The sequence below is a fragment of the Bradyrhizobium sp. USDA 3315 genome (genome assembly GCF_054056795.1).
The window spans coordinates 9250426-9276030 of the sequence record NZ_JBSRYP010000001.1; the positions used below are offsets into that span (position 1 = coordinate 9250426).

A 25605-nucleotide genomic window follows, 5' to 3' on the forward strand; every position below is an offset into this window, starting at 1 on the left:
GCGACGGACCCGCTCATGGACATCAAAGAATTTGTCGATCTTGATCGGCGGCCGGGCCGGCTCATGGTGTGGCGAGTCAACGTCCCCGATCCCATCAACTGGCGGGCTGACCCGCGCCGCCCGTCCTACGTTCAAGAGGAACATCTTCGCTCTGCAGACGATGGACGACGGGGCTGGCTCGGCGCCGCATTCGAGTTGCCAGGCGAGTTCAACGCCGCTGCGCTGACCAAAGCGATCCTCGGCTGGGTCGACCGGCACGAGGTATTACGCAGCCGCTTGGCCAAGGATGGATCGGCAATTCATCGCGCCACGATTGATCCAGGCGCGGTAGCGCTTGAGAAAACCGTGGCAGGTGACTGCACCGATGGCGGCGAAATTGCTCAGCTCCTGGAAACGCTGTTTGACGTGGAGACCAACCCGCTGCGATGGCCGGCGTATGTCTTCGTGACGATCAGCCGGCCGACATCCACGAGCCTCCTGCTCGCCTCCGACCACTCTGTCAGCGATGCCTACTCGATGGCCCTTGTACCATATGAGATCCGCGAGCTGTACACAGCCGCAATCCATCGAGTGGAACCCCAACTGGCAGCGGTGCACAGCTATCTGGATCACGCCGAGGCCGAACGAGAGCGACTGACCGACCTGACCGATGACCATCCCGCTATCGGCCACTGGCGCGAGCTGATCGCGGCGAACGGCGGTCAATTGCCGGACTTTCCGCTACCGTTCGATGCGCCGAAAGGATCCTTGCAGCGCAGCGGACAAATGTGGCTGCTCGATGCGGCTGGGGCATCCCAATTCGATCACGGCTGCAGGTCCCAGGGCGGAAACGCGGTGACGGGAATTTTCGCCTGTCTGGCGCTCGCAGGAAAGAAACTGGCGAACCAACGACAATTCCACGCCGTTGCGCCCTTTCACACCAGGTACGATCTGCGATCGATGCGTTCGGTTGGCTGGTATGTCGGGATGAGTCCGGTGAGCTTCCGGGTCGCCGATACGTTGCCGGAAATTCTGCACGCCGCCCGGCTCGAACTCAAACGCGCCAAGAAAACAGCTCAAGTGCCCTTTTCAAAGGCCATGGAGCTGCTCGGCACCACATTGCGCGACCGCTTCATGGTATCCTATATGGACAATCGGACGGCGCCCGGGTCGGACTGCTGGCCCGACTGGCGGACGAGATTTCTGATTAGCCGTAGCTCCGATGCTAGCGAGACATACCTATGGGTCAGTCGCTGGCAGGACGGAATTTGTGTGAACTTCCGCCACCCTGGTACAGCTACCGCGCGAAGCGCGATGGACGATTATCTTGCTGAAGTCGTCGCCCAGGCCCATCTGATCAGCCGCGCTCATTCACTGCCGCGGCTCTCAATTGACTGACAAGGGTGGTCGAGAGTTAGCTTTAGCGTTTTTGACCAAGAACGCTCGCCGATCAACCGTGCTTTGGGTGATCAGAAGCGAGCCACACTCTAGGAAACCCGATCGAACCGGATATGCCGAGAGCGCCACCCTGCGGGGAGGCATGCCATTATCCGCTCCATCTTTTGGTTCGAGCAGCTTTCTCGCGGGTGGCAAGCCGGCACAATTCTAGTTCGGGACAGTAACAGAAAGTGCCTACCAGCATGTCGAGTTTACAACAACTCAAAACATTACGATCAACTGCGAGCTAGCATTCGCATCGAACTAGCGATGGCACAGTCGTTGCAGGTCTTCGTTCAATGGTTAGATTTTGCCTCCGCACGGCAGGCCGAATGATTCTTCGGGATCATGAACTGATGCAGCTATATTCGCACGTGATGGCGCTGAGGCTCATCGACGATGCTTTGTACCAGCGACGTATCGGAGAATACAAAGCTGCAGCCGATAAGGGACGCCGAAGCCAGCTATGCCCCGCCTCACTGGCGATTGACTTGGGCTGAACACGAATGCTTCAGCATGCTTTCTCATCGACACAACAACAGCGACGCGAAGCGCGTAATCGAAGTGGCACATCTTAAGGATCTACGAGAACTGATGCAGCTGCTTTGGCATTTGTTCGAAGCAGTGGACCGGCTTCCCAGAGGGCCAGAACATACAGCAGCAGTTCAGACGATTAAACGCTTTGAGCGGCGGCTATCAGGGCTGGTTCAGGCATCTGAGAAAGCTCGAACTGCCGGCCTCGGAGTCGTTGGCCGTGCCAGCTCGCCGAGTAAATGATTGTCAGACAATCGCAAAAATTATCGAGGGATTCTACGTATGTGTACCAGCTAAGGCCCGCATGGCGATTGGAGACGTGAAAGGACGCCTGTCCGGACTGCTGTATCCGTTCGCTGGGGGATCGGCCGTCACGCTGCAGGAAACCCCGGGCAAGTCTTCCATGGGTGAATGAGGGCCGGGTATGTTGGATGCGCTAGAAGCGCGTATTCCTGAGCAATACATCACCTTCCACTGCGCGGGGATAATGGGCCGCCACTTCGAATGACGGCAATAGATCAAGAATGGCTTGCAGCGACAGTTGTCCTTCGTATAGTTCCCTGTCGCTATATTCCGTGTAGACGAAGCGCGTGTTACTCAAGGTCTGTATGCCGCCCGCGATGACGTCGGCCTCCGCGCCTTGGACATCCATCCAGATGAAATCGATCGTATTCAGCTTGGCGTCACTGCACCAATCGTCCAGCCGTCGGGTTTCAACCGAGAATGGCCGATCGAACCGAACCCAATCATACTCGGTAAGATGGTTTTTCGGCCGGCGTATCGAACCGGAGAGGTCCCACTCTTTTGCATCTCCATCTGCATTGCTTGGATGGAAGTCGATCACCCCGTTTCGATCGCTGATCGCGATTTCAAGCAGCTTCACCTTATCGACAGATGAGCCCAACTTTTTCTTGAAGCGCGCGATCGCCCGGGGGTCCGGCTCGAAGCAGTAAAGCTGAGCTTGTGGGCACAGGTTAAGAAAATGTTGCGTATCGGTTCCGTCATTGCAGCCGATATCCAAGATGACCGGATTCGGCTTCTGAAGAAGCGAGATGATGTTCTGATGTACTTCTACAGACGACACGGGTTGTTTTTCCATTGGCGCGGAGATCGGTTGAATTCGTCCTCAAATCCGCAATCACACGCCAGACGCTTCGGCACAACGTATATCAACGTATATAATCCATATGCGGTCCAGTCCCGATTGATCTATCAGCGCTATAGGAATGACGTCGACAGCAAACGAGCCCGCGGCAAATACGAGCTGCAGCGGTTGCCTACCACATCAGGTCTGTCGCGGGAGCGGTCTCAAAAGGCAACTCTTTTGCAAAGCGGAACACGTACGGGGAAAGCGGATGGTGAAGCTAAATCGTTGCTTCCGATGCATTGTTTGCGCGGTCGATAAAGGGTGGGCTGGCTGGATGCCCCGGTCCACTGCTCACGCTGGAGGACTCTCGAGCCTCTCCAGCGCAATTAACCACACAGTCCCGGATAGCGAAACACCTCAGTGCGGCTATCGATGGTGCTCAGTTGGGGCCAAGTAGCACTTCAGCTATAGATGGGCCATCTCGTTAGTGAGTGAATTTTGAGAGCTGTTGCCAGATTGGCGGTGACATTCAGGCGGGCCTAAGGATAACGATCCTGATTAGGCCTTCTCTTTTGGCGGGGGCTTTATAATTGCTCCCTCAGCCAAATTTGTACGAGCGGCTTTGGTCGCAGCGGCGACAACGAAGCACCGTGAGGAATTTGCAGACGAAGAGACCGTCGGCACTCGGTTGCCATCCCATCCGTAGGTCTCCCTCTGTTCCTGTGATCCGCCTTTTAGCCAATGCGCGTGACGGTAAACTCGGATGTTCTGACAAGACGAAATGTCAGGTTCGCAACAGCTTGGCGAGCTGTGTACATGATGGCGTTTGCTTCCGGACGAACGCGCGCGCAGGCCAAGCGCCGGATTCAGCAGAACTACAGGCGCGGATCGCTCCACTTATCTTTGGCCTGGCTCTTGCAATAATGGGGCTGTTCACAATGTGCCCATCGTCAACTCGTTCAAATGCTCAGGAGGCCTGCATGAATTTCCGTCCGCTTCACGACCGCGTCGTGGTCAAGCGCATCGACGCTGAAGAGAAGACAGCTGGCGGCATCATCATTCCCGATACAGCCAAGGAAAAGCCCTCGCAGGGCGAAGTCGTCGCGGTTGGCCCAGGGGGCCGTGACGAGACCGGCAAGCTGATTCCGATCGACGTCGAGGTCGGCGATCGCGTGCTGTTCGGCAAGTGGTCGGGCACCGAGGTCAAGGTCGATGGTCAGGAGCTGTTGATCATGAAGGAGAGCGACATCATGGGCGTCCTCACCGATGTGTTTTCCAAGAAGAAAGCCGCCTAGTCCAGGGCTCCCACCACTCGCCCCTGACGAGCGCCTTGCCGGGCGCGCCGAAGGATGAGGAACTAAACTGAGGAAATTCGATTATGTCAGCCAAGGAAGTCAAGTTCGGCGTAGAAGCGCGAGACCGCATGTTGCGCGGTGTCGATATCCTCGCCAATGCCGTGCAGGTCACCCTCGGTCCGAAGGGCCGCAATGTCGTGCTCGAGAAGTCGTTCGGCGCTCCCCGCATCACCAAGGACGGCGTCGCCGTCGCCAAGGAGGTGGAGCTCGAGGAGAAGTTCGAGAACATGGGCGCCCAGATGGTGCGTGAGGTCGCTGCCAAGGCGGCGGACGCCGCCGGCGACGGCACCACTACCGCGACCGTGCTTGCGGCTGCCATCGTGCGCGAAGGCGCCAAGTCGGTCGCCGCCGGCATGAACCCGATGGATCTGAAGCGCGGTATCGACCTCGCAGTCGAAGCCGTCGTTGCCGACCTCCAGAAGAACTCGAAGAAGGTCACCTCGAACGAGGAGATCGCCCAGGTCGGCACCATTTCGGCCAACGGCGATGCCGAGATCGGCAAGTTCCTCGCCGACGCCATGAAGAAGGTCGGCAACGAGGGCGTGATCACGGTCGAGGAAGCCAAGTCGCTCGAGACCGAGCTCGACGTCGTCGAGGGCATGCAGTTCGACCGCGGCTACATCTCGCCCTACTTCGTCACCAACGCCGACAAGATGCGCGTTGAGATGGACGACGCCTACATCCTGATCAACGAGAAGAAGCTCTCCTCGCTGAACGAGCTGCTGCCGCTGCTCGAGGCCGTGGTGCAGACCGGCAAGCCGCTGGTCATTGTCGCCGAGGACGTCGAAGGCGAAGCCCTCGCCACCCTCGTCGTCAACCGCCTGCGCGGCGGCCTGAAGGTCGCGGCCGTCAAGGCTCCGGGCTTCGGCGATCGCCGCAAGGCCATGCTGCAGGACATCGCGATCCTGACCGGCGGCCAGGCCATCTCGGAAGACCTCGGCGTCAAGCTCGAGAACGTCACGCTGCAGATGCTCGGTCGCGCCAAGAAGGTGATGATCGACAAGGAGAACACCACGATCGTCAACGGCGCCGGCAAGAAGGCCGACATCGACGCCCGCGTTGCCCAGATCAAGGCGCAGATCGAGGAGACCACCTCGGACTACGACCGTGAGAAGCTGCAGGAGCGTCTCGCCAAGCTCGCAGGCGGCGTCGCGGTGATCCGCGTCGGCGGCGCGACCGAGGTCGAGGTGAAGGAGCGCAAGGATCGCGTTGATGACGCGATGCATGCGACCCGCGCGGCTGTCGAGGAAGGCATTCTCCCGGGTGGCGGCGTCGCCCTCCTCCGTGCCTCCGAGCAGCTCAAGGTCCTGCGCACCAAGAACGACGACCAGAAGACCGGCGTCGAGATCGTGCGCAAGGCGCTGTCCTGGCCAGCTCGGCAGATCGCGATCAACGCCGGTGAAGATGGCTCGGTCGTGGTCGGTAAGGTCCTAGAAAAGGATCAGTACCCTTACGGCTTCGACGCGCAGACTGGCGAGTACAGCAACCTTGTCTCCAAGGGGATCATCGACCCGACCAAGGTCGTGCGCATCGCTGTCCAGAACGCCGCCTCAGTTGCCGCGCTGCTGATCACGACGGAAGCGATGGTTGCCGAGCTGCCGAAAAAGATCGCGCCCGGTCCCGCAATGCCTCCGGGCGGCGGCATGGGCGGCATGGACTTCTGATCCAGCCTCTCAAAGGATCGACAGGCAGAACCCTGGCAGCAATGCCAGGGTTTTCGACTGAGCCGCCCAGCTTGCTCACGGTTCCCTTTTTGAGAAACCGAGCTGGATCTTGGCCTAACCATCGCTCCGGACGAACACGCTATTCATCGCATCGCTTTGTTTTGCGAGCGGAACGAAGCCAACTAGCCCGCAAAGCCTCTCGTTGATCGGCGCCGTAGAGCCGTAGGGCAGGTGCGATCGCTAACGTTTTGGACCGCAGATGACTTGATGAAATCGGATCCGATTTGCAGAATTACTTCGGCTGGATTTTGACGCGGCTGCTGGACCCCGACTCCACACCCGCTGTTCCTAAACTGGTACCCGTCGCGACGTGGTTTCAGACACGGACATACCGTGTGGACCACTGAGGCGCAGAAACCGCTCGGATTAAAGTCACGTCCCGCGTGTGGCAGGCAATCGCTTGCCATGCCGCCCGCTCTGAAGGAGATTCGGAGCCCTCGGTGCGTCAATCGGTCCGGAAATGAAACGCCGCGAATTTACGACCGTTTGCAATTTGCCATCACTCGTTGTTTGTAGATCAAGCCTGCTTTTCAGCAAAGGTTTTCATCGAGCGACTTAGCGGCAGCTTTCGCCGATGGTAGCCATAGACCCGGACATCTTCGCGGATTTGCTCGCTTACCGAGCGTACGATACGTTTCTTCCGCCAGTTCCTATTGAGATCGATCGGAATGGAATTGCCGCGAGGAACGACGAGAAGGTCGTTCCGTTCGTTCAGGTAGACATCGTACATGGAAGTCCTCGCTCCGTGTGAACATAGGCCGAAGCTCAGACCCTTTGGTGACTTCGACGACACAGTCTCAAGAAAGCCGCACAGGGCGCTTTGTCCTCCGAAGGTAAAGGTCACACGTTCGAATCGTATCGGGTGCGCCAGTTCCCACTTATCTTCATAGTGATGCGCGGGTCCGAAACTATAATCCCGCCCCGCCCGTTTGAGCGCGTAAGCGCGATTTCAACTAGAAAAGGCACTGGTCGTCATCGTGACCCGATGCTCAATCCCAGCTGAGCGCGCCACCGTTCTGGTATTCGATGTCGCCGGTCTCGAAGGAGTTCTTCTCCTTCTTCAGATCCATCGCCTCCGACATCCACGGTAACGCGTTCTCAACGTCGGCGAAGACAGGCGCGAGCCCGATCTGGGCATAGCGGCGATTAGAGACTATCACCTCGTCCCACAGCCCTCTCGCCTTCAGGTCTCACCCAAGGAACTCGTTCACGACCGTGAAGTCGCCGGACATCGCGGTGAGAAGCTCATCCTGTAACCACTGAAGCTTGTGGTCGACGATACCGCACACCCGCAAAATGGCGCTCTCGGCTGCGCCCGGACATTCGATCGTCACGCCATTGCCCCTCTGATTTACACGGCATCGGAATTGACGACGAAACATTCGATTTAATGAGCCGAAGCGCTTGAAGCGCTTTCTGACCGCTGACGGAGGTCAGTGTCTCCGTGGGATGGAAGGAAACGCAGATCGTCCGTGCCGCAGGACCTGCCGCTGCTCGTCGATGCCTACACCGGCTACGGTGAGGCGGCGCTGAATGTGATGCGCGCCACCCGCGTCTTTGAGGATGCCGGTGCCGGCGCGCTTCATCTGGAAGACCAGATCCTGCCCAAGAAATGCGGCCATCTGAACGACAAGAAGTCGCCGATGCGCATGACATGGCGGCCAAGGTCGCGCCGGCATCAAAAGCGCGTCGCGATCTCATGGTCATCGCCAGGACCGACGCCGCCGCCAGCGAGGGCCTCGCTGGCGCCGTAGCCCGGGCAAAAGCCCTATAGGGAGGCCGGGGCCGATGCGATCTTTCCGGAGGCACTCAACACGGCCGAGATGTTCCGTGCTTTTGCGGCGCGCATGCCCGGCGCGCCGCTTCTCGCGAACATGACGGAGTTTGGAAAGACCCCATTCTTCACCGCCGCCGAGTTCGAGGCGATAGGATATGCCATGGTGATCTGGCCTGTGTCCTCATTGCGAGTGGCGAACAAGGCGCAGGCAGAATTGTATGCTGCAATTTTACGTGATGGTGGCACGCCCAAGATCGTAGAGCGGATGCAGACGCGCGCGGAACTCTATGCGGCAATTGGATTACACGACTATGAAGCTCTCGATTCTTCGATCGTTCAAACAATCGTTCCGTCCGGCATGCCGCAACGCAAGTGATCGACGATAGGTTGACGAGAGCCCGCCGTTGCAGATAATCGGAGACGTCGAGGTTCTCCGGGTCCCGCTTGATCCGGAGCTAAGAGGGAAGCCGGTGCGTTTTCCATCCGTTCAGGATTGAGGCAATGCCGGCGCTGCCCCCGCAACTGTAAGCGGTGAGCCCGCATCCATCAGTGTCACTGAAGCGAAAGCTTCGGGAAGGCCGGATGCAGGCGACGACCCGCGAGCCAGGAGACCTGCCCCGACAACATAATCGTCCACGGGCGGGGTGTCCCGGTGGTACGCCAAGCAGCTGCCGCATCCGCGGCTGCCCTGCCAGCGTCCGCCATGGCCTTTTGCCCCCACCACATGGGGTTAAAGCTATGACTTCTCTTTCAGTTCCAATTGCAACACTCGGCACGCCCCGCATCGGGCCGCGCCGCGAACTCAAACTCGCGCTCGAAAGCTTCTGGGCCGGCAAGATTAGCGAGCAGCAACTTCTCGAAGCTGCAGCCGCGCTCCGTGTCGCCAACTGGGCACGCCAGAAATCACTCGGCGCGACCATTATACCGTCGAACGATTTTTCGCTTTACGACCACGTGCTCGACACCAGCGTGATGGTCGGCGCCATCCCCGAGGCCTATGGCTGGAAGGGCGGAGCAGTCTCGCTCAAGACCTATTTCGCGATGGCGCGCGGTTCGCAAGGCGACGCGCACGACGCCAGCTGCAGTCACGCCCACCATGGCCACGGCGCGACAGCGCAGGAAATGACCAAGTGGTTCGACACCAATTACCACTACATGGTCCCGGAATTTCACAGGAGACAGACATTCAAGCTCTCGTCCCGCAAGGTGATCGAAGAGTATGACGAGGCGAAAGCGCTCGGATATCAGACCCGTCCGGTGCTCGTCGGCCCTGTCACCTTCCTGAAGCTCGGCAAGAGCCATGATGCCTCGGTCGATCCGGTCTCGCTGCTCGACGGCCTGCTGCCGGTCTATGTCGAGGTTCTCCAGGAGCTCGCCAGGCGCGGCGCAGAATGGGTCCAGATCGACGAACCCTGCCTCGTGCTCGATCTCAACGAGACCGAGAGGAATGCGCTCCAGCGCGCCTATGCTCGGCTCGCCAAAGGCGTACCGGGCATCAAGATCATGCTCGCCACTTACTTCGGTGCGATCGGCGACACTATCGCGACCGCGTTGGCCCTGCCGGTGGCAGGTCTGCACGTCGACTTGATCCGCGCACCGCAGCAACTGAGCCAGATCGAATCCGGTGCCCGCCAGGATCTCGTGATTTCGCTCGGCGTCATTGACGGCCGCAACGTCTGGCGCTCCAATTTGTCGGCGCTGGTCGAGCGCTACAAGCCGGTCATCGCCAAGCTTGGCGCTGGCCGCGTCCAGATCGCTCCGTCCTGCTCGCTACTGCACACGCCGATCGACTTAGAGCTTGAGACCGGTCTCGACCCGGATGTGAAGAGCTGGCTTGCCTTCTCCGTGCAGAAGATCGCCGAACTCTCTACGCTGGCGAAGGCACTGGCCGGCGACGCCAGCGTCGCGGACGCCCTAGCCGCCTCGGACAAGGCCGCCAAGGCACGCCAGACCTCGCCCAAGATCCACGACGCGGCCGTTGCCAAGGGGATGGCGGCGATCGACGACGCGATGCGCCGTCGCACCAGCGCCTTTGCCAGCCGCGCCGAAGTCCAGCGCAAACGCTTTGCCCTGCCTGCCTTCCCAACGACGACTATCGGCTCGTTCCCGCAAACCGCCGACGTCCGCAATGCTCGCGCGGCCCACGCCAAGGGCACACTGACCAACGCCCAATACGAGCAGTTCCTCAAGGAGGAGACTGCCCGCACCGTACGTTGGCAGGAGGAGATCGGGCTCGACGTGCTGGTTCATGGCGAGTTCGAGCGCAACGACATGGTGCAGTATTTCGGCGAACAGCTCTCCGGCTTCGTCTTCACCCAGTATGGCTGGGTGCAGTCCTACGGCTCGCGCTATGTTCGTCCGCCGATCCTGTTCGGTGACGTCTCCCGGCCGAAACCGATGACGGTCGAGTGGTGGCGTTACTCGCAATCGCTGACCAAGAAGCCGATGAAGGCGATGCTCACCGGACCGGTGACGATCCTGAACTGGTCGTTCGTTCGCGACGACCTGCCGCGCAGCGAAGCCTGCCGCCAGATCGCACTCGCGATCCGCGACGAGGTTACCGACCTCGAAAAGGCCGGAGCGACCATGATCCAGATCGATGAAGCCGCCTTGCGCGAAGGCCTGCCGCTGCGTCATTCCGAGTGGAAGACCTATCTCGAATGGGCCGTGGAAAGCTTCCGCATCTGCTCGACGGGCGTTGCCGATGCCACGCAGATCCACACCCACATGTGCTACTCGGAGTTCAACGCCATCATCGACGCGATTGCGGCGATGGACGCCGACGTCATCTCGATCGAGACGTCGCGGTCCAAGATGGAACTGCTCGATGCGTTCACCAGCTTCAAATATCCTAACGATATCGGTCCTGGAGTCTACGACATCCACTCTCCACGCGTCCCCGAAACCACCGAGATGAGGGACCTCATCACGCTGGCCCGAAAACGTTTGTCGGACTCGCAGCTCTGGATCAATCCCGATTGCGGCCTGAAGACACGCAGATGGGAGGAAGTGCGTCCCGCGCTCGTCAACATGGTCGCTGCCGCACGCGAGTTGCGCAAGGCGTTATAGGCGCGGAAACGCGGATCGCCGACGCCCGCCCAACCGGAGAATGCCGATGCGCTTCTGGATCAGATGTACCCGCTTCGACAGCGGCAAGCCGTATTATGTCAACTTCTCGCTGGTGGGCGGGATGTGGCGGGACGGCGACAAGACGATCCTGGAGTTCGTCGGCAGCGGCGCTCAGACGATCGAGGTCCGAGAGACTCCAGAGGACATTCTCGCTATCCATCTCGGAACATCGGGGGTGTCAGCCTCGTGAAGTCAGTAACCGACCCGGCCGGACGCAAGTCCGATACCCGCCGTTTTGCGGAAAGTCGCCTCACACCTTGATCACTTGTATCCCTTGGCGTTGTCGCATGAGGTGAAGCGATGGCGGTGGCCTTCCCTGCTGCTTGCTTTCTAGTGATCCGGCTGGCGTCGAGGATCTAACATCTGTTTCCGGGCACGGTTGGCATTATGCTGACCACTCATTTCAGGATTTTCTTTTTTTGAAATGGAGGAGGTTACAGACATCATAGTATTCTATGTCATTCAAGCGGAAGCCATACGCCGATATGCAGTTCACCAAAAAGACCGGATCGAAAGCGAACGCCTGGAAACCGTTGGAGCACTCTAATCGAACATAGTCATCCGTGCGCACCACCCCCTGAACGGTAATGCCACAAAGATCATAATATTCGTGGCGAGCCAGCGTTGCCGTCTCGCTCGTCGAAAAGAGCGACAAAGCTAGATCAAAGGGCGCTTTACAGACCAGCGTCAGAAATTCCATTGGCGCATCCATCGTACCAAGGAAATTGAACGGCAGTATGCAAAGCACTTTCTCATCATACCGGCGCATGATTTCATCGATCAGTCGCGTTCTTTTGAAGAATTTTCCGGCCTCGCAGCGCATAACCGCCGCTCTCCTACTCTTTAACCGGCGCACACGAGGTGGGTTTATTTCGATGCCAAGATAATCATTGTCATCGTCCTTGATGCCAATAAGACGGTAGCCACTACAACCTACTTCTATGATCAACTCGTATCGGGTCGTACCTAGGAGATCGAGGTAGAATAGTCTCTCACGGTGATGGAATTGACGTACCTCTGCGGTGAAGCAGCTCGGACGCATGAGACGCACGCCTTCATCGCCTAGATAGATCGCTCGATTGACTTGCTGGGATCGGAGCGTGGAGGAGTTCATCGGCGCCTCATAGTATCTCGTTAGGAAGAGACGTAAAGCCTGCGGCATCGCTGTCCGATCCCTGTGGTCAATTCGTCGCTCAGCATTTTCGCGGCTGATGCCAGATCCCCCACGGTTTGCTCGGGGCAGATGAGGTCCACCACGGTACCGGGCAGAGTCCAACTCTCGGGCAGATTAGTTACGTCAATGGTAATAAGATCCATCGAAACGAAGCCAACGATAGGCGCACGACTACCACATATGAAGACATGACCTCGATTGCCCAGAGTACGCGGAAATCCATCTGCATAACCAATAGCGGCCGTCGCAACCCGCATCCGCTTCTTGACTGTGTATGACCTGAGGTATCCGATGGCTTCCCCATGCTCGAGTTTGCGGCATTGAATGATTTGCGTTCGCAAACGGACGACTTGTGCTGGCTTGAAATCGGGATCATCGGCCGTTGAGAAGCCGAAGATCCCCCCACCCGATCTTATGAGGTCAAAATGAAATTCACATCCGGCAAATAGTCCCGCCGAATTCGATAGAGAAAGACTCGCATTCGGGAACAAATGGGACAGTCTGCGGAACCGATTTAGTTGTTGCAGAGAGATCTCGTTTCGCCACTCCGCACAGGCGAGCTGACTCATGAACAACACTACAGGCAATTCCGATAGCCCGCCTTTATTCTCGGCGATTGTGTGCAACTCATCAATGGGAAATCCCAACCGAGACAGGCCTGTGTCGACATGAATCCCTGCCGGCAGCGCGCGATTCCGAAGTCGGCAATGCCGAAGCCAAGCCTCCAATTGTTCCCTGCTATTGAGGATTGGCAACAAATTGTGCTGCTCGGCCGCCAGCTCCGTGCCTGGCATAGCGCCGTGTAGCATATAGATCTTTGCCGATGATGGCAGAACATCGCGCAGGGCAATACCTTCCGCCACATCGGTGACGAAAAAATGCGCGCAGCCGAGGTAAGCTAGGAAGGGCGCTACACGTGCCGCGCCAAGGCCGTAGGCATCAGCCTTGACAACGGCGCCGCACGCGCTGTGAGGCGCAAGCGCCTGGCACTTCCGATAGTTGGCTTCAATGGCGCTGAGATCAACAATCATGGTCGATCTCGACGTCTCGCAACCGACGTCAGCAAGCTTATGATAGGGATTTGCTTCGATACCGATCGTATCCGGCATATGTCTTCTTATCAGGGCCCGCCGAAGACCTATCGATGGTGAGAATACAGGGATCTTATTGCCTCTTCCGCGCACGCGGGCCCAAAGCGAAACCCGTTACCTGCACCGCCACCAATGACATACAGACCGGCGACGTCTTGAGCTGGACGAGAGAATGGGACACCATCATCAGAATAGCAGTCGCAAAACACACGCGCTGACGCCACCGCGGGTATCTCCGGCGAAAACCATTTTGCCAGGATCGCGGTGGCGCGCGCGAGATCATCCGAATTGACATTCAGCCGGCTGGTGTCAGGCCTCACATTCCACTCTTGCGAGGTGAAACTGAACAACCAATATCCCTCCTCGATCATGGGAACGAGGAACGCGTAATCGTCGAACAAGCCGATCATTGGACAGTTCGCGGTGGGGCGCGCCGCCAAGTGAAGCGCGACGACCTTTTTAACTCGCAATCGCGGCTCCGCCGCGAGATGCGCGCGCAACGGTGACTCTGGCAGCCATGGACCGATTGCCAGAACGACCCGTCTTGCCGAGAGTTCGCCATCAACAGAGGTCTGAAGAAGTATATGGCTTGGTCCCTGCCGTATCCGTTCAATGGATGTACCCTCGCATATCGCAATCCCGACAGCCTTGAGCCTTTGGGCCAGATCCTGAACGATGGAATCGACTGGACAGTAAGACCCCCGATCCAGCGCCACGGCCATATCGGCGGGAATCGACAATTGCGGCAGCGAGGAAAGCCTCTCCGTGAGCGCGAAAGAAGCTGATGGGGTGGTTCCGACCACACAGCTCGTTCGCGAGAGTTCTTCTGGATTACGCGTCAACCAAAACACATCGCAGTTTCGACCTTTGGGCCATTGGCCATGGGGATAGATATCTCGCCAAATCTTCGAACCAGCGTTGACGAGGCTTCTTTCCTTTTCATTACGACCGATGTTGATCTGGATTCCGGGGGCAAACCCACTGGCACCCGCCCCAACGGTCTCCCGATCGAAAATGACGATTCGTTCACCGGGACTATTGTTCGCTGCAATGACGGCGGCACTCAGGCCCATGACGCCGGCGCCAATGACCGCTAGGTCATAAATGTTGTCGGTCATCGGTCTCGTCCCCAGGCGATAGACAAAGCGCTCAGAACTTCGCTGCCGCGATTTTCCAAATGATGGGTGCGATCTGGCTGCAGAAACACGAGATCGCCCGCCTTGATAGCCAACTCTCCATCGTCAGTTATCACCCGACCGTGGCCGCTCGTGATGCGCCATATTTCGCAGGACGGATGGGAATGAGGCGTCGACACTGCGAACGGATCCAGTCGGAATTCAATGAGTTCGACGGGACAAGCGGTCTCGGAATCAGCGTTTTGTTCGACCTGCTGCAAGACTACGCCAGGGCTATAGACCGTCATGTCGCCTAGGGCCATCAACTGTGCATTCTTCATGGTATACTCCGAATGACTATCGGGTGGCCGTGGCATGCGGCAGACTGGTTCGCCGATCAGCAGGATCCCTCGAAACCAACGCTATTCCACTTGATGACGCCTGTTGCAGGCCCGCAATCGTAGGCTAAGCGGCCGAGGATCGAATTGAGGATCAGCGAAGCGCGCCAAGGAACCAGGCTCAGATTTGTGTCAGCGATGCCATGTTGAAAGCGTGCGCCATTCTGGACGTACAAACGACACTTTGCGGGACCGTCAAAACGAGCCGAGAAGTCCTTGTCGACCACGATCTCTTGAGAGCCCTCCGGGGCATTCAAGACCGCGAGCCGGTCTGCGATCGGCGCCAGAAACGAAGGGATTTCGGTGCGGTAGCCTGTGGCCAAGACGGCAATGTCTGCGACATGTTGCGAACAAGTGCCTGTCTTCCGCTGACGCAGGTCCAAGCGAACGGGAGATACGCCGCGCAAGTCTTCAGCCGTGGTGTCCACGCGTATTTCTACGTGCGCCGGATAGGCCCGTCTATGAACCTCGCGATCGTACAACGCGTTGTAGATAGCGCGCAGCGTCGAGCCGTTGACGCCATCGCTGGCCAACGATTGTCGCTCAAGGATTTGCTTCCGGGCCGCTTCACTCTGGTCAAAGAACCAATAACCATGTTGCGGAAAGAACCATTCGTTGACGAAAGGACTGTCCTCAAGCGCGAATATGTTTGCGCGGCGCGTCACCCAGGTCAGGGCTCCCAACGGACCGCATGCACCGCTGAGAAGATGAAGAAATATTTCAGCCCCGCTTTGGCCGCCACCTACGATCACGACACGCTTGCCTGAAAGCTCGCGTCGCCGCACGAGAAGGGAGCTCCCGTGAAATACCTCGTTTGGCGGCGCATTCCTGCCCCACTCAGGTAGAGACGGTACCCTTCCCACGCCAAGCACAATCGTACCGGTTTGATGATTGCCGCAACTCGTTATGATACTAAAGGACTCGCCGCGCAGTTCTACCGCAGTCACGTGTTCGCCGAATTGAATGTTTGCCAGCTTCGCTGCTGCCCAGCGCAAATAGTCTTCAAATTCACTACGGCTAACAGACGCCAGTCCCCGCACGATAGCTTGATAAAGGCGCTTTTTATCATGCAAGTAGGCGAGGAAACTGTACGCGCTCGTCGGATCCGCCGGTGTAACCAAGTCCTTCATCGGGCTGGTTTGCATGACGGCACCTGCCAAAAGCAGGCCGGGATGCCACTTCACCTCTTCTGAGCTTTCGAGGATGCTCAACGAAATGTCCGGAATCGGAGCGGCGAGCGCTGCCAAACTCAGATTAGCCGGTCCTGCACCGATCGCGATTACGTTACAACCGTCGCTGTGCTTCAGCATCCCACGATCCCTTGGCAGTCAACGATCTCGGCTGGCCGAGAACACTTGAGTTGCAAGTAGAATTGCATTAGCGACGATAAGCACCATCATGCTTATCAGCAGATGATCGAAGCTTCCGGCCTTCACGATCTGCCCAGCGATGTATGGAAATCCAAATAGGCCTATGAAATAGGAGAGTGTGAAGACTTGAGAAGCAATGGCCAACGATGTCCCATCCATGCCTGCGATATCAACGACCATACTGTTTAATGTCGAATAGCTAAGACCATATCCCAGCGCGAACATCGTTGTTCCGATGATGTAGATTGCCGTACTACTTACGTTCATAAAAAGCATGGACAGCCCCGCGATAGTGCACACGATAAGAAACGCGGCCAGGCGTTCAAGCCGAAACTTTCCAATTATCGGCGCAACTGCAAATCGCAACAAGACGGCTGTCAGAGTGAAGACTATAAAGAACGTATCGGGAGATTGCGCTCGCGTGATCGCGTAAAGCGTTTGGAATGTGGAAAGACCTGCAAAAACGCAAGCCCCGACGCCGATCATGATGATCGGATAGCGCGTATTCGATTTAAAGGTCCCTAGCACGCCTTCGAGGGTGAGTCGTACGGTCGGCATTTCGATCTGTGGAGCTTGCGCTAGTGCTCGACCGGCGAACTCCAAAAGCATCGCACCAACGAGACACGCAGCCGCAAAACGCGCGTAAACTGCAATGTAGGATCCAGCAATTTCCGCAATGGCGCGTGCTAGGGGGACAGTAAGCCCGATGCCCAGCATTTGAGATCCGGAAAGTAAGGTAAGATATTTGATACGGGCCTCAGCCCGCACGTGACACAAGACTTGAAGCGGCGCCAGGATGTAGAAGGCTGACCATCCAATGCCGAGAAAAAGCCCACCGATGTAAGGGAAGAGCGTCAAAGTCGATGCTGATGCGAAGCATATCATCGCTATCGCCATCACCCCCGCGGCGAGAGTGATAGTTCGCATCACGCCCAGTAAATCCGCGATGCGACCAGCAACAAGCGAACACAGTATTGTCGTGATCGTACCGGTCGAGATAACGGCTCCGGCGGTCGTGGCGCTTTGTTGTATGGACCGCAGAGCGTCCACGAGAAGGAAGCTCGAGCCATAGGATGCGGCCAAGCTGACACTACCAAGCATGAAAGGGATGGAGACGTCTAGCGGCACTGCATTGGGCAGTTTCTCGGCAGGAACGACGTTCGCGGCGCGTGTCATGCTGCAATCTTTCCCGGAAGGCATCGCTCAATGTCACCAACCGACAACCTGCGCCCATCGATCTTAGGTGCCGCTCCACTTCGTTGGGATGAAGGCGTCGAAGCGCGTGCGGCAACGGGATGCCCGCAGTGACCGAGCCAGTTCCATAGGGCTCCTGTTATCTTGGGCATCAGCGGCCAAGCCAATATGCTGAACCCCATAAGCCAAGTGTAAGCGGCCTGATGGTCCGGCGTGCCATCAAGATGATCAACCCACTCGATAAGCGGCCGCGACGCTTGCGATACCCGCAGATAGTCAAGCGAAAGCGCGGCGCACTGTTTTTCGTAGAGGTGATCCAACGCAACCATCATCGCACTATCCACCTGACATCCAGCGAGGGCCGATGTCGCGTTTATGGACTCCGTGCAGCGGTCGATGGCCGCAGACATCTTGTCGAGAATTGCGTTGTAACGATCGACCAATTGCTTTGACACCAAATCGGTTTCGGCTTCTTCCGGGCAGATTTCCGACAGGTACACTCTAAGGACGTCGACGGATATGTTTGGAATTCGAGCGATTTCACCTGCCCAGATCGCGTGACCGCGACTGGTAGAGAACTTCGAACCGTTCAACCGAAGAAAATGATTAAAGAATATTCGATCAAACGGGCGGAACGAGTTCTGGCCCAATGCGCATCCAGTAACTCCGACAAGCATCGGAATTGTGTTATCGAGACCAGTAGCGCCAATGAGGAACGCATCGGACTCGCGCGCAAACGGATTGGGCTTGCCGGTGCCCTCCGTATCCTTATGCCCACAATAGAGAGAATGAGCGTAGAGCAACGAGGAGTAGCTAAATAATATCTGCCGGCTGTTGAAATGCCGTGAGTTCCAAGCCAACCCGTGCAGTCCCGGTACGGTCAACCGCATTTGCTGTCCTTTGCGTGCGACGTACCGTTTCCCTATCTCCAGAAAGCTGGATTCGACGGCGATGTCGTCCCACGCCCGTAAAAGTCGGTCCTTTCCCGAAATTGAAAGGAAGGCGGAAATGTTTTCGGACCATTCGACAATCCGGCCGCGCCTGGATACCGTATTCAGCGCTTCCTCGGGCTCGAAATGATGTCCGCACTGTTCGCAGAAGAAGCTGCCCGCAGATGCCAGGCAAACCGGACAGGTTGCACCAAGCCAGCCCCCAATGCAGAAACGCTCTTCCCGTGGCGTGGCGGCCGAACCCGCGTCGTCCACTGGTAAGCGCGCTGCGGAGAAATGTAGCGAGCCCGCCGCAGATAAGGCGCCCATGAGCGCGTTACCGACATTCGAAAAGCGCTGCAGATTCCTACCGTACGCCGGATCATCGAAATGATCGAAAACGATACCTAACGAGGCGAGATCCTCAACGATTCTGATATGGAAGCCATGTGCCAGGTCGGACGGGTCAATGTTCTCAATAGCCGCTCGGACCAGGACGTGATTCTCGAAACCGTCGGTCGTCAGCCCAGAACGGACATGATGCCCTGCCCTCTTCAGGTGCTTCTGCACAACGTCCATTCTGAGATATGGCCCAGCGGCATGCCCCAAATGTGCTCTGCCATTGGCTGTCAAGTTGACAGGAGATATATACACATTAGCGGGATGCGTATTCGCTAAATTTATCCGTGAGATCGTTGGACTTCTTTTCATAGCTGCACAATGACTTCTATGGGTGCATATCTGGAAACATCCAATCAGGTGGCCAAGCATCGCACCCAGAAACAGGAAGGCGCACGCGACTTACGGGTATGGATGTCCGGCTGCGTATTTCGAACTGGGCTCCATACGCCAGACGTGCAACGTTCTGTTTGAGATTTAGAGCAGACGACGCTGTTTCGTTGGATACTCGATGTATCGTTCTACCTCTGCTTGCAACATAGGATAATCTCCCCGCCTCTGACTGACGACGCCAACCTGCTCACGCCGCAACCGAAGCAAACGGCACGCCAATTGAAATCGCTGTTTATGTGCTTTGTCAGAGCCTGCGTGTCGTCACCTTTCCGACATTGGTCGCGAATCTCACAAGCGGCCCAGTAACAGCGGATGAGAGTGGTCCGTAGAGGGACGAAGTTTCCTTTTGCGCGACACCATTAGCCTAACTGCCGCCAGCTGGCTGCAGTCGACTGTATGCCGACGACTTTGGGGCGTCGACCAGTCCAGCCATAGGTCGTTTCCGCAGACCCACGCGTCATGTCGATGGCGATTTCTGGAACGCGATCCACGTCCTCGCCGTCAGTCCGAGCTAAGCCGCTGATAGTGGATCACCGATCCCATCGCTTAAGGAGTTCGGGGTCTTTCTTATGCATCCTGCGCCTCACTTGATCGGCGCGGCGAGCATCCCGCGCGGCATCTTCAGAACTTCGCCGGCATTCTGCAAGCCGATGCCTATAGCGGGTTCAACGCTCTCTTCGATTCCGGACGCAAGGCGTTGCCAGCCACGCCCGCCTTCTGCTGGGCACATGGCCGGAGGGCGTTCTTCGAACTGGCCGACATCGTCCCAGAACGCTCGCCGGCAAAGATCGGCGACGGCGACCTCGTCCGTTGCGCTGGAAGCGGTTCGTCGGATTGACCGATTGTTCGAGATCGAGCGCGATATCTATGGTAAGCGTAGCTCTGCGGCCCTTTTGATTGGCGCTTGACGTCTATTTTGATCGCAGCTTGTGTCGGCGTGGCTTCCACTTTTCGGACAATGCGTTGACGGCGGCCTCTAGCGCCTTCCGATCGACGACGTTGGGATCGAACTGCGGGGGACCCCAGAGGCGCATATTCTCATGCTCTGGATGGGTAGGATCGCCGATGGCATCGAGGTAGTCGGCATATCCGTGTGCACCTCCAACATCATCCGGAGGACAACGACCGGCGGCCTCGAGCAAGAATGGAAGACCATCCGTCGACGTGTTGTCGAACCATTTTTCGAGCTTGATCACATGGTCCCAGCTGTCGCCGAAGTCATAGAGATAATGGATCGTCTTGGCGCCGGTCTCCCGGACGATATCGCAGAGCCGCGCCTTGCGGGCATCGATGGGCTGGGGGCCAAAATCACCATCGGGATCAGGGATGCCCCAATGTCCTTCGCCAGCGAGGAACTCGAAGAGATGGCTATCCGTCCAGCCAAATGCCGCCTGAAGCGTCAGGTGCAACCGATCAAGGCGCAGGGTGACGGGGACGACAAGGCGACGCATCACCTCTGGTTTCACGTCCTTGAGGGTCACCTTGATCCGGACGGCGGTCGTGTTCAGGCTCATGCTGCCAGCCTCGGATCGTGCGCGTGCATCGTGTAGGTCGACGACCAGGGAAGCAGTTCGTCCAGTCGCGCCGCAGGCCAGCCATTGACCAGCTTTGCGAGGACGTCGGAGAGCCAGTGCTCGGCGCTAACGCTATTGAGCTTACAGGTCTCGATTAACGAAGTTAGCACTGCCCAACTCTCGGCGCCCTCGTCGCAACTGGCAAAAAGGGAGTTCTTGGCATTGACCTTGATCGGCCGCATCGCGCGCGCGACGGCATTGGTGTCCATCTCGATGCGCCCGTCATCAAGGTAGAGCGTCAAGCCGTTCCAATGACACAGCGCATAGCGCAAAGCCTTCGCGGTGTCGCTCGTCTGCGCAAGGTGATCAAGCTTTGCCTCAAACCACTGCTTCAAGACTGTAGCCAGAGGTCGGGCATGCGCTTGTCGGCCCGCGCGGCGCTCGGCATCAGATCGGCCGCGGAGGGCTTTCTCGACCGCGTAGAGCTGGGCGATGCGCTTGAGGGCATCGCTGGCAACCGGAGCCGGCGCCGGCGAGGCCTCGCGCTCGATCTTCACAAACTGGCGTCGTAGATGCGACCAGCAGAAGGCGAGCGTGCCGGACAGAGCGTCCGCACGCATCGTTCTGGTCATGGCCTTGTAGGCCTCATAGCCGTCGCAGTGGATGATGCCGCGATAGCCTTCGAGCAATCTCAAGCCATGAACGGCGCCGCAGCCCGGTGCATAAGCATAGACCACCCCAGGTGGGTCAGGTCCGGCCCAAGGCCGGTCATCGCGCGCCCAGAAGTAGCCGGTCTTGGTCCTGCCACGCCCCGGATCCAACACCGGCGCCGGGGTCTCATCGACACAAAGCTTCACGGAGGCGAGCAAAACCTCGCGCAGACGGTGCCATAAGGGCTTCAGCTCCTGGGCGGCATAGCCAACCCAGAAGGCGAGCGTGGAACGGTCGAGCGCGATGCCATGCGTCGCCAGCATCTGCGCCTGGCGGTAAAGCGGCAAATGCCAATGATACTTGGCGTCGATCACACGCGCGACCAGCCGCTCGGTCGGCAGTCTCCCCTTGATCAATCGCTCGGGCGCCGCGTGCTGGAGAACGACGCCATAGCAGGCGCGGCACGCGAGTTTGGGCCGGCGGGTGATGATTACGCGATACTGCGCCGGTACGACGTCCAGCCTCTGGCTCTCATCGCTCCCAATTTCAAAAAGGACGCCTTCGCAGCACGAGCAGCAGGTTTCAGCGGGCATCAGGGTTTCGACGACGCATGGCAAATGCTCCGGCAACTGACCACGGTTGGCTCTGCGCTTAGCAGTTCTCTTCTTGCATGTTTTGGGACTGGCGCGATCTTCGACTGCTTCGAGAGCCGCGACGGGCTTTTCGGAGGATCGACCGACCTGCGCATCTTTTGCGAGCTTGAGCAACCGCTCGAGCCTGGCACAGCGATCGAGCAGAGCCGCGGCAAGACACGCAACTCGGCTGGATCGCTCGGCAGCCCATCAGGCAAATCACTCATTGGCCCGAGTCTGCCATGCTTCGCACTCCGATGCGAAGACTTTATGTCCTTACGCAAGCGCTTTCGGCTGCGGGATTCGAGGCGCATGCATGCGTGTCCAATCCATGCCGGTCAGAAGCGCCGACAGCTCCGCGGCATTCATCCGCATCACGCCGTCAATAACGGGCAGCCACTTGAAGGCAGGGCCCTCAAGCCGCTTCCAATACAGCACAAGACCACTGCCATCCCAAGCGACGACTTCACCCGATCGGTGCGCTTCGCACGGAACACCACCGCCACGCCCTTCATCGGATCGTAGCCCAGCGCCTTCGCCAAGAGCGCCAGGCCATCCGCGCCCTTCCGAAAGTCTACAGGTCGGGTCGCGACGTAAATCATGAGGCCAGCGGGAACCGTCAGCATGAACGTGTCCGTCGGAGCGCCGTGAACACATCACTCAGCACGGCGAGGGCCAAGCGTCCCGCGCACCTCCACCCGTGCATTCAGGAACTCAACCGTAACAGTGGCTGCTTCCGGCGATCCGGAGGACTCCGCAGCCGCCGGTAGCGACGCTTCCGACACCAAAAGCACGATACTGTGTCGGCCGAAGCCGGCAGCACCAATTGACCTAAACGCTCTCGGCGCCGCCAGTCATGCACCTACTGCGGCCGGCAGCCAACGGCGTGCGATATCTGTTACAACCGCGCCTGGCTCGAGGCTTTCCGCGACAATCCGTGCCTTCAAATCATCCGGCCAGTGCTTTCGACCAACGCCAGCATACACTTACCGGCCGGATTTGGACTTATGTTCGCGACGATCGGCCATTCGGGGGGGCGAGATCCGCCGGCGGCGCTGTTCTACGACGGCGAGGCGAGAGGGCGCGCAACCAGGCGCGGCTCTGACAGGCTCTCCAAAACAATCCGCGCCCTCTTCTCCTCAGACCGTCGCAAGGCGTCCGTCCTCGGAGGCTTATTCCTCGCCGAGGCTTCGGCTACAGCGATGACAGCCGCGATCCGCCAGGGGCCGATGCTGCGCACCCGCTGGCGGCGCGGACAGTCCATTGTGAGCTCTGAACTGTCGACATGATTGGAACCGAATGGCCGCAAAACTCTAGCAAGCCCAGCTCCGCTGCTTCAACTGCCCAGAGTCTCTCACCCAGCCCGCCTAAGCCTAACGAAGCCTCCGTCCATTAACTCGGCATTGTAAGCCCGACCATTGAGCGCAAAGGTTGTTGGGTTGCTCGGGGTAGGCATGAAACCCGTTTCCCGCAACTTCTCGATTAGGGCTATGGGCGCCCACTGCTCCGGAAGCGGGAAACCCCGGCGCCGGGTCTCCACGATAAATGCTCCGAAGTCTGGCAGCCCTGCCGGCCCGGCTCCAACATTTTGGTCTTCCGGATGGTTATGGATGAGACGTACTCCGTTAGACGGGTCCAACGCGGCCGTGTAGCGGTGCCCTTGGATCTCATAGGTCATGGTCGGCTGGTCGGCGTCAGGCAGGAGACCCAAGTGGCTCAGTTTCTCGACCATTCGGTCCGGGGCTGATTGGGAGCCGTGGGGAAACTTCTCGGGAACGGCGAATGAGACGTCATATGCCGTCTCCTCAGGCGCGGCGGACGACGATGGTCCGGGTTCATTGATGATCCGACTAAATAGATCGTGATCCTCGTGTGTCCAGGTGTACGCCCCTGGAGACCCCGGGGATCCGCCTCCGTCGATCGGGTTAAAATCCATACAGCTCTCCTTCTATGTTGAGAACATATCTCTTGCCGATCCGCGCGGCCGGTAATGCTACCAGTTCAGTCATAGGCAGCATCACTTTCGAGAGACGTGGGTCTTATGCTAAGAGACTTAGCTTTCGGGAAGCTGACAAGAATCGGCAAGACAAGCGCACCTGCACGCCGCGATCGTGAGTCACGGGAAAGGTGATGTCGCGGATGCAGGCTCGGGTGGGGTCGTGCTGTTCAGGCAGAGGTACGTCCGACGAAGACTCTGAGCAGCTTTGATTCAGTTACTTTTTCATTCTGAGCCGATCAGGCGAGTTTGAAACAGATCGATTTTCCCTCGATCGTGCGTTCGCCGTCTGACGAGGTCGGGTTGGGGATCTGACGTTCAGTCAGTCCGTTGGGACCGGGGCAAATCAACTCGAGCCGTCGCTTCATACTTCGCGACACGGTTCTGGCGAATGGATTCTGCTGAATGTTTCGCGGCCAGCCCTTTCGGCCGCCTCTGCAGGTCGCGTGTCCTTGCTCTCGGCCGCATTTAGCCGTTTTGGGAAGCCTGCTGCCCGTCGACTGCGGAGCACTAAACTGAGTAAAAGACGAAGCTCTGAAACGGCTCAGGCCATCCTTTGTGTGACGATCGTTGATACATCGAGTCCATTCAGATTTCTGTAACGGTCAGCGAGGCTTTTGAACAACTCACTCATCTGATCTGGCCGAACAGTAAACTCGCCATAGTTGGGATCAAAGAGGGTGATCATTCGGTTCGATGTCGACGTTGCGATTGTGTGCGCGCCACCTGTGGCGAAACGCAGGCCGAGCAAATAGATCGATGGGTCGGCGATGACTTCGTTCACTATCCGGGCAACGCGCGAAGATGAGCCAAACCTATATCGCGTCTGCTCGTCTGATGGGTCCAAGCCTGCTTCGCGCAGCATTGCGCTTCTTGCCTGAAGATTGTGAGAACCTCCCCTATTATCTTGCAACCGAGTCTTGAGATCTTCATACCGCTGCTGCCGCACTGCCGCTGAGGCGTGGTTTTCAGCGCCCGGGACCAGCGCGCTCTCATTCTGGATGAGGGGCTGCTTTGGAGGCTGAGGAGCCACTCCGCTGCCAGACCGACGCAGATCCCGTTGACATTGGCCCCAGGTAATTCAGCAGTCCTGTATTGGAACAGTGGACGGACCGGTCTCTCCGGAGAGGATGGATTTGGGCTGGAAGACAGAGAGGATGTGCTGGGGTCTGAGGAGACTGAACCATAAACGTTTGCGTCTGAGGTATGTGGTTTGCCGCAGCAGAGCCCCATTTGGTCGGACCACTCCCCGGATGGCGATCTCTGCCGTTGGGTGAGATCCGCAAGCGTTTGCGCAAAGCTATCACTATCCATCGACGGATTCGGTTCGTCAGCTTGATCAGGGCGCGTGGATTGGCCAGCAATCCGATTATACATGATTGTTCGCCTGTCTTAGCGCACGTTTCCCCAAGGCGAGTACGGGCTTTTCATGCCCCGCGCGCGAACGATATTGCAGCAAGCTGACGACGAGCTGACGAACAGAAAGAACCCGGAAACGCTATCGCACCGAGGGCTATTTGTGAGTCTAGCTTTTTTTGCTTAGCCGGCTCCGTTCGGCGATGGCCGAGGAACTTGCGGCTCTGGTTGAAGTTGCCGCCTTCCAGGAGATGCTGCTCGCGCCCCACGTTCAGCGCGGCTTCCACGAGCACCGGTTCGGACGCCGCGAGAAACGATCCAATCCTATCGTTCTGTCCACGACGGACCCGGCCGCCGGTGCATATGGGACA

At 58.1% G+C, this 25605-nt stretch carries 19 protein-coding genes, 6 pseudogenes and 1 riboswitch; of the genes and pseudogenes, 8 read left to right on the top strand and 17 right to left on the bottom strand.

What is annotated here, in order from left to right; translation table 11 throughout:
* The first annotated feature begins 15 nt into the window (after window positions 1-15).
* Together ACVIYL_RS43125 and ACVIYL_RS43130 are read left to right on the top strand one after the other, a co-directional pair.
* On the top strand, window positions 16-1377 hold the full coding sequence (locus ACVIYL_RS43125) for a condensation domain-containing protein (protein WP_456781524.1): 1362 nt from the start codon (window positions 16-18) through the stop codon (window positions 1375-1377).
* Window positions 1378-2098: 721 nt separating this feature from the next.
* Window positions 2099-2365 carry a hypothetical protein gene (locus ACVIYL_RS43130; RefSeq protein ID WP_456781525.1) on the top strand — a complete coding sequence of 89 codons (267 nt, stop codon included), beginning with the start codon at window positions 2099-2101 and terminating at the stop codon, window positions 2363-2365.
* A gap of 21 nt (window positions 2366-2386) precedes the next feature.
* Here ACVIYL_RS43130 and ACVIYL_RS43135 read toward each other — a convergent pair whose 3' ends face one another.
* Window positions 2387-3034, bottom strand: coding sequence for an FkbM family methyltransferase (locus ACVIYL_RS43135; protein WP_456781961.1), 648 nt, complete (start codon window positions 3032-3034; stop codon window positions 2387-2389).
* Between the two features lie 983 nt (window positions 3035-4017).
* On the opposite strand from ACVIYL_RS43135, the gene groES reads away from it, so the two are divergent.
* Both groES and groL read left to right on the top strand, forming a co-directional pair.
* Window positions 4018-4332, top strand: coding sequence for a co-chaperone GroES (gene groES, locus ACVIYL_RS43140; RefSeq protein WP_016845959.1), 315 nt, complete (start codon window positions 4018-4020; stop codon window positions 4330-4332).
* An 83-nt stretch (window positions 4333-4415) separates the two neighbouring features.
* Window positions 4416-6056: a chaperonin GroEL gene (gene groL / locus ACVIYL_RS43145; protein ID WP_456781526.1), complete on the top strand. Its 1641-nt coding sequence runs from the start codon at window positions 4416-4418 to the stop codon at window positions 6054-6056.
* 577 nt (window positions 6057-6633) lie between these two features.
* Here groL and ACVIYL_RS43150 read toward each other — a convergent pair.
* The 3 genes and pseudogenes from ACVIYL_RS43150 to ACVIYL_RS43160 form a co-directional block, all read right to left on the bottom strand.
* Window positions 6634-6846, bottom strand: a complete 213-nt coding sequence (locus ACVIYL_RS43150; protein WP_456781527.1) for a hypothetical protein — start codon at window positions 6844-6846, stop codon at window positions 6634-6636.
* Between the two features lie 259 nt (window positions 6847-7105).
* A pseudogene (locus ACVIYL_RS43155) lies at window positions 7106-7270 on the bottom strand (ribonucleotide-diphosphate reductase subunit beta); the annotation flags it as partial.
* A 36-nt stretch (window positions 7271-7306) separates the two neighbouring features.
* Window positions 7307-7450, bottom strand: coding sequence for a hypothetical protein (locus ACVIYL_RS43160; protein ID WP_456781528.1), 144 nt, complete (start codon window positions 7448-7450; stop codon window positions 7307-7309).
* A 128-nt stretch (window positions 7451-7578) separates the two neighbouring features.
* Here ACVIYL_RS43160 and ACVIYL_RS43165 point away from each other — a divergent pair.
* The 3 genes and pseudogenes from ACVIYL_RS43165 to ACVIYL_RS43175 form a co-directional block, all read left to right on the top strand.
* A pseudogene (locus ACVIYL_RS43165) lies at window positions 7579-8269 on the top strand (isocitrate lyase/phosphoenolpyruvate mutase family protein); the annotation flags it as partial.
* 33 nt (window positions 8270-8302) lie between these two features.
* Window positions 8303-8527, top strand: a riboswitch (cobalamin riboswitch).
* Window positions 8528-8631: 104 nt separating this feature from the next.
* Complete coding sequence (gene metE / locus ACVIYL_RS43170) at window positions 8632-10962, top strand: 5-methyltetrahydropteroyltriglutamate--homocysteine S-methyltransferase (protein ID WP_456781529.1); 2331 nt, start codon at window positions 8632-8634, stop codon at window positions 10960-10962.
* 46 nt (window positions 10963-11008) lie between these two features.
* Window positions 11009-11212, top strand: a complete 204-nt coding sequence (locus ACVIYL_RS43175; protein WP_310883057.1) for a hypothetical protein — start codon at window positions 11009-11011, stop codon at window positions 11210-11212.
* Window positions 11213-11425: 213 nt separating this feature from the next.
* Here the strand turns inward: ACVIYL_RS43175 and ACVIYL_RS43180 are convergent, their stop codons facing one another.
* The 7 genes from ACVIYL_RS43180 to ACVIYL_RS43210 are packed head-to-tail and all read right to left on the bottom strand — an operon-like array spanning window position 11426 to window position 19064.
* Complete coding sequence (locus tag ACVIYL_RS43180) at window positions 11426-12136, bottom strand: hypothetical protein (protein ID WP_310885102.1); 711 nt, start codon at window positions 12134-12136, stop codon at window positions 11426-11428.
* A gap of 20 nt (window positions 12137-12156) precedes the next feature.
* Window positions 12157-13305, bottom strand: a complete 1149-nt coding sequence (gene alr / locus ACVIYL_RS43185; protein ID WP_310885103.1) for an alanine racemase — start codon at window positions 13303-13305, stop codon at window positions 12157-12159.
* A gap of 29 nt (window positions 13306-13334) precedes the next feature.
* A complete protein-coding gene (locus ACVIYL_RS43190; RefSeq protein ID WP_456781530.1) occupies window positions 13335-14405 on the bottom strand; it encodes an NAD(P)/FAD-dependent oxidoreductase in 1071 nt (356 codons plus the stop codon).
* Window positions 14402-14743 carry a cupin domain-containing protein gene (locus tag ACVIYL_RS43195; protein ID WP_310885105.1) on the bottom strand — a complete coding sequence of 114 codons (342 nt, stop codon included), beginning with the start codon at window positions 14741-14743 and terminating at the stop codon, window positions 14402-14404. Before ACVIYL_RS43195 ends, ACVIYL_RS43190 begins: the two co-directional genes overlap by 4 nt.
* 56 nt (window positions 14744-14799) lie before the next feature.
* Window positions 14800-16110 carry a lysine N(6)-hydroxylase/L-ornithine N(5)-oxygenase family protein gene (locus ACVIYL_RS43200; protein WP_310885106.1) on the bottom strand — a complete coding sequence of 437 codons (1311 nt, stop codon included), beginning with the start codon at window positions 16108-16110 and terminating at the stop codon, window positions 14800-14802.
* Window positions 16111-16128: 18 nt separating this feature from the next.
* Window positions 16129-17346 (bottom strand): MFS transporter, encoded by a 1218-nt coding sequence (locus tag ACVIYL_RS43205; protein ID WP_456781531.1) that lies wholly within the window; start codon window positions 17344-17346, stop codon window positions 16129-16131.
* The gene (locus tag ACVIYL_RS43210) at window positions 17343-19064 is read right to left on the bottom strand and encodes a class I tRNA ligase family protein (RefSeq protein ID WP_456781532.1); all 1722 of its coding nucleotides are present in this window, start codon (window positions 19062-19064) and stop codon (window positions 17343-17345) included. The genes ACVIYL_RS43205 and ACVIYL_RS43210 overlap by 4 nt, the downstream gene beginning before the upstream one ends.
* A gap of 601 nt (window positions 19065-19665) precedes the next feature.
* Here ACVIYL_RS43210 and ACVIYL_RS43215 point away from each other — a divergent pair.
* A pseudogene (locus ACVIYL_RS43215) lies at window positions 19666-19978 on the top strand (IS66 family transposase); the annotation flags it as partial.
* 18 nt (window positions 19979-19996) lie between these two features.
* Here the strand turns inward: ACVIYL_RS43215 and ACVIYL_RS43220 are convergent.
* The 6 genes and pseudogenes from ACVIYL_RS43220 to ACVIYL_RS43245 form a co-directional block, all read right to left on the bottom strand.
* On the bottom strand, window positions 19997-20599 hold the full coding sequence (locus ACVIYL_RS43220; RefSeq protein WP_456781533.1) for a plasmid pRiA4b ORF-3 family protein: 603 nt from the start codon (window positions 20597-20599) through the stop codon (window positions 19997-19999).
* A pseudogene (tnpC, locus tag ACVIYL_RS43225) lies at window positions 20596-22109 on the bottom strand (IS66 family transposase). Before tnpC ends, ACVIYL_RS43220 begins: the two are co-directional and overlap by 4 nt.
* Window positions 22110-22158: 49 nt before the next feature.
* Window positions 22159-22508: pseudogene (gene tnpB, locus ACVIYL_RS43230) on the bottom strand (IS66 family insertion sequence element accessory protein TnpB).
* A gap of 228 nt (window positions 22509-22736) precedes the next feature.
* A complete protein-coding gene (locus tag ACVIYL_RS43235) occupies window positions 22737-22868 on the bottom strand; it encodes a transposase (protein ID WP_456781534.1) in 132 nt (43 codons plus the stop codon).
* 1554 nt (window positions 22869-24422) lie between these two features.
* Complete coding sequence (locus ACVIYL_RS43240; protein WP_456781535.1) at window positions 24423-24911, bottom strand: YopT-type cysteine protease domain-containing protein; 489 nt, start codon at window positions 24909-24911, stop codon at window positions 24423-24425.
* A gap of 11 nt (window positions 24912-24922) precedes the next feature.
* Window positions 24923-25255: pseudogene (locus ACVIYL_RS43245) on the bottom strand (YopT-type cysteine protease domain-containing protein); the annotation flags it as partial.
* Window positions 25256-25605: the final 350 nt, after the last annotated feature.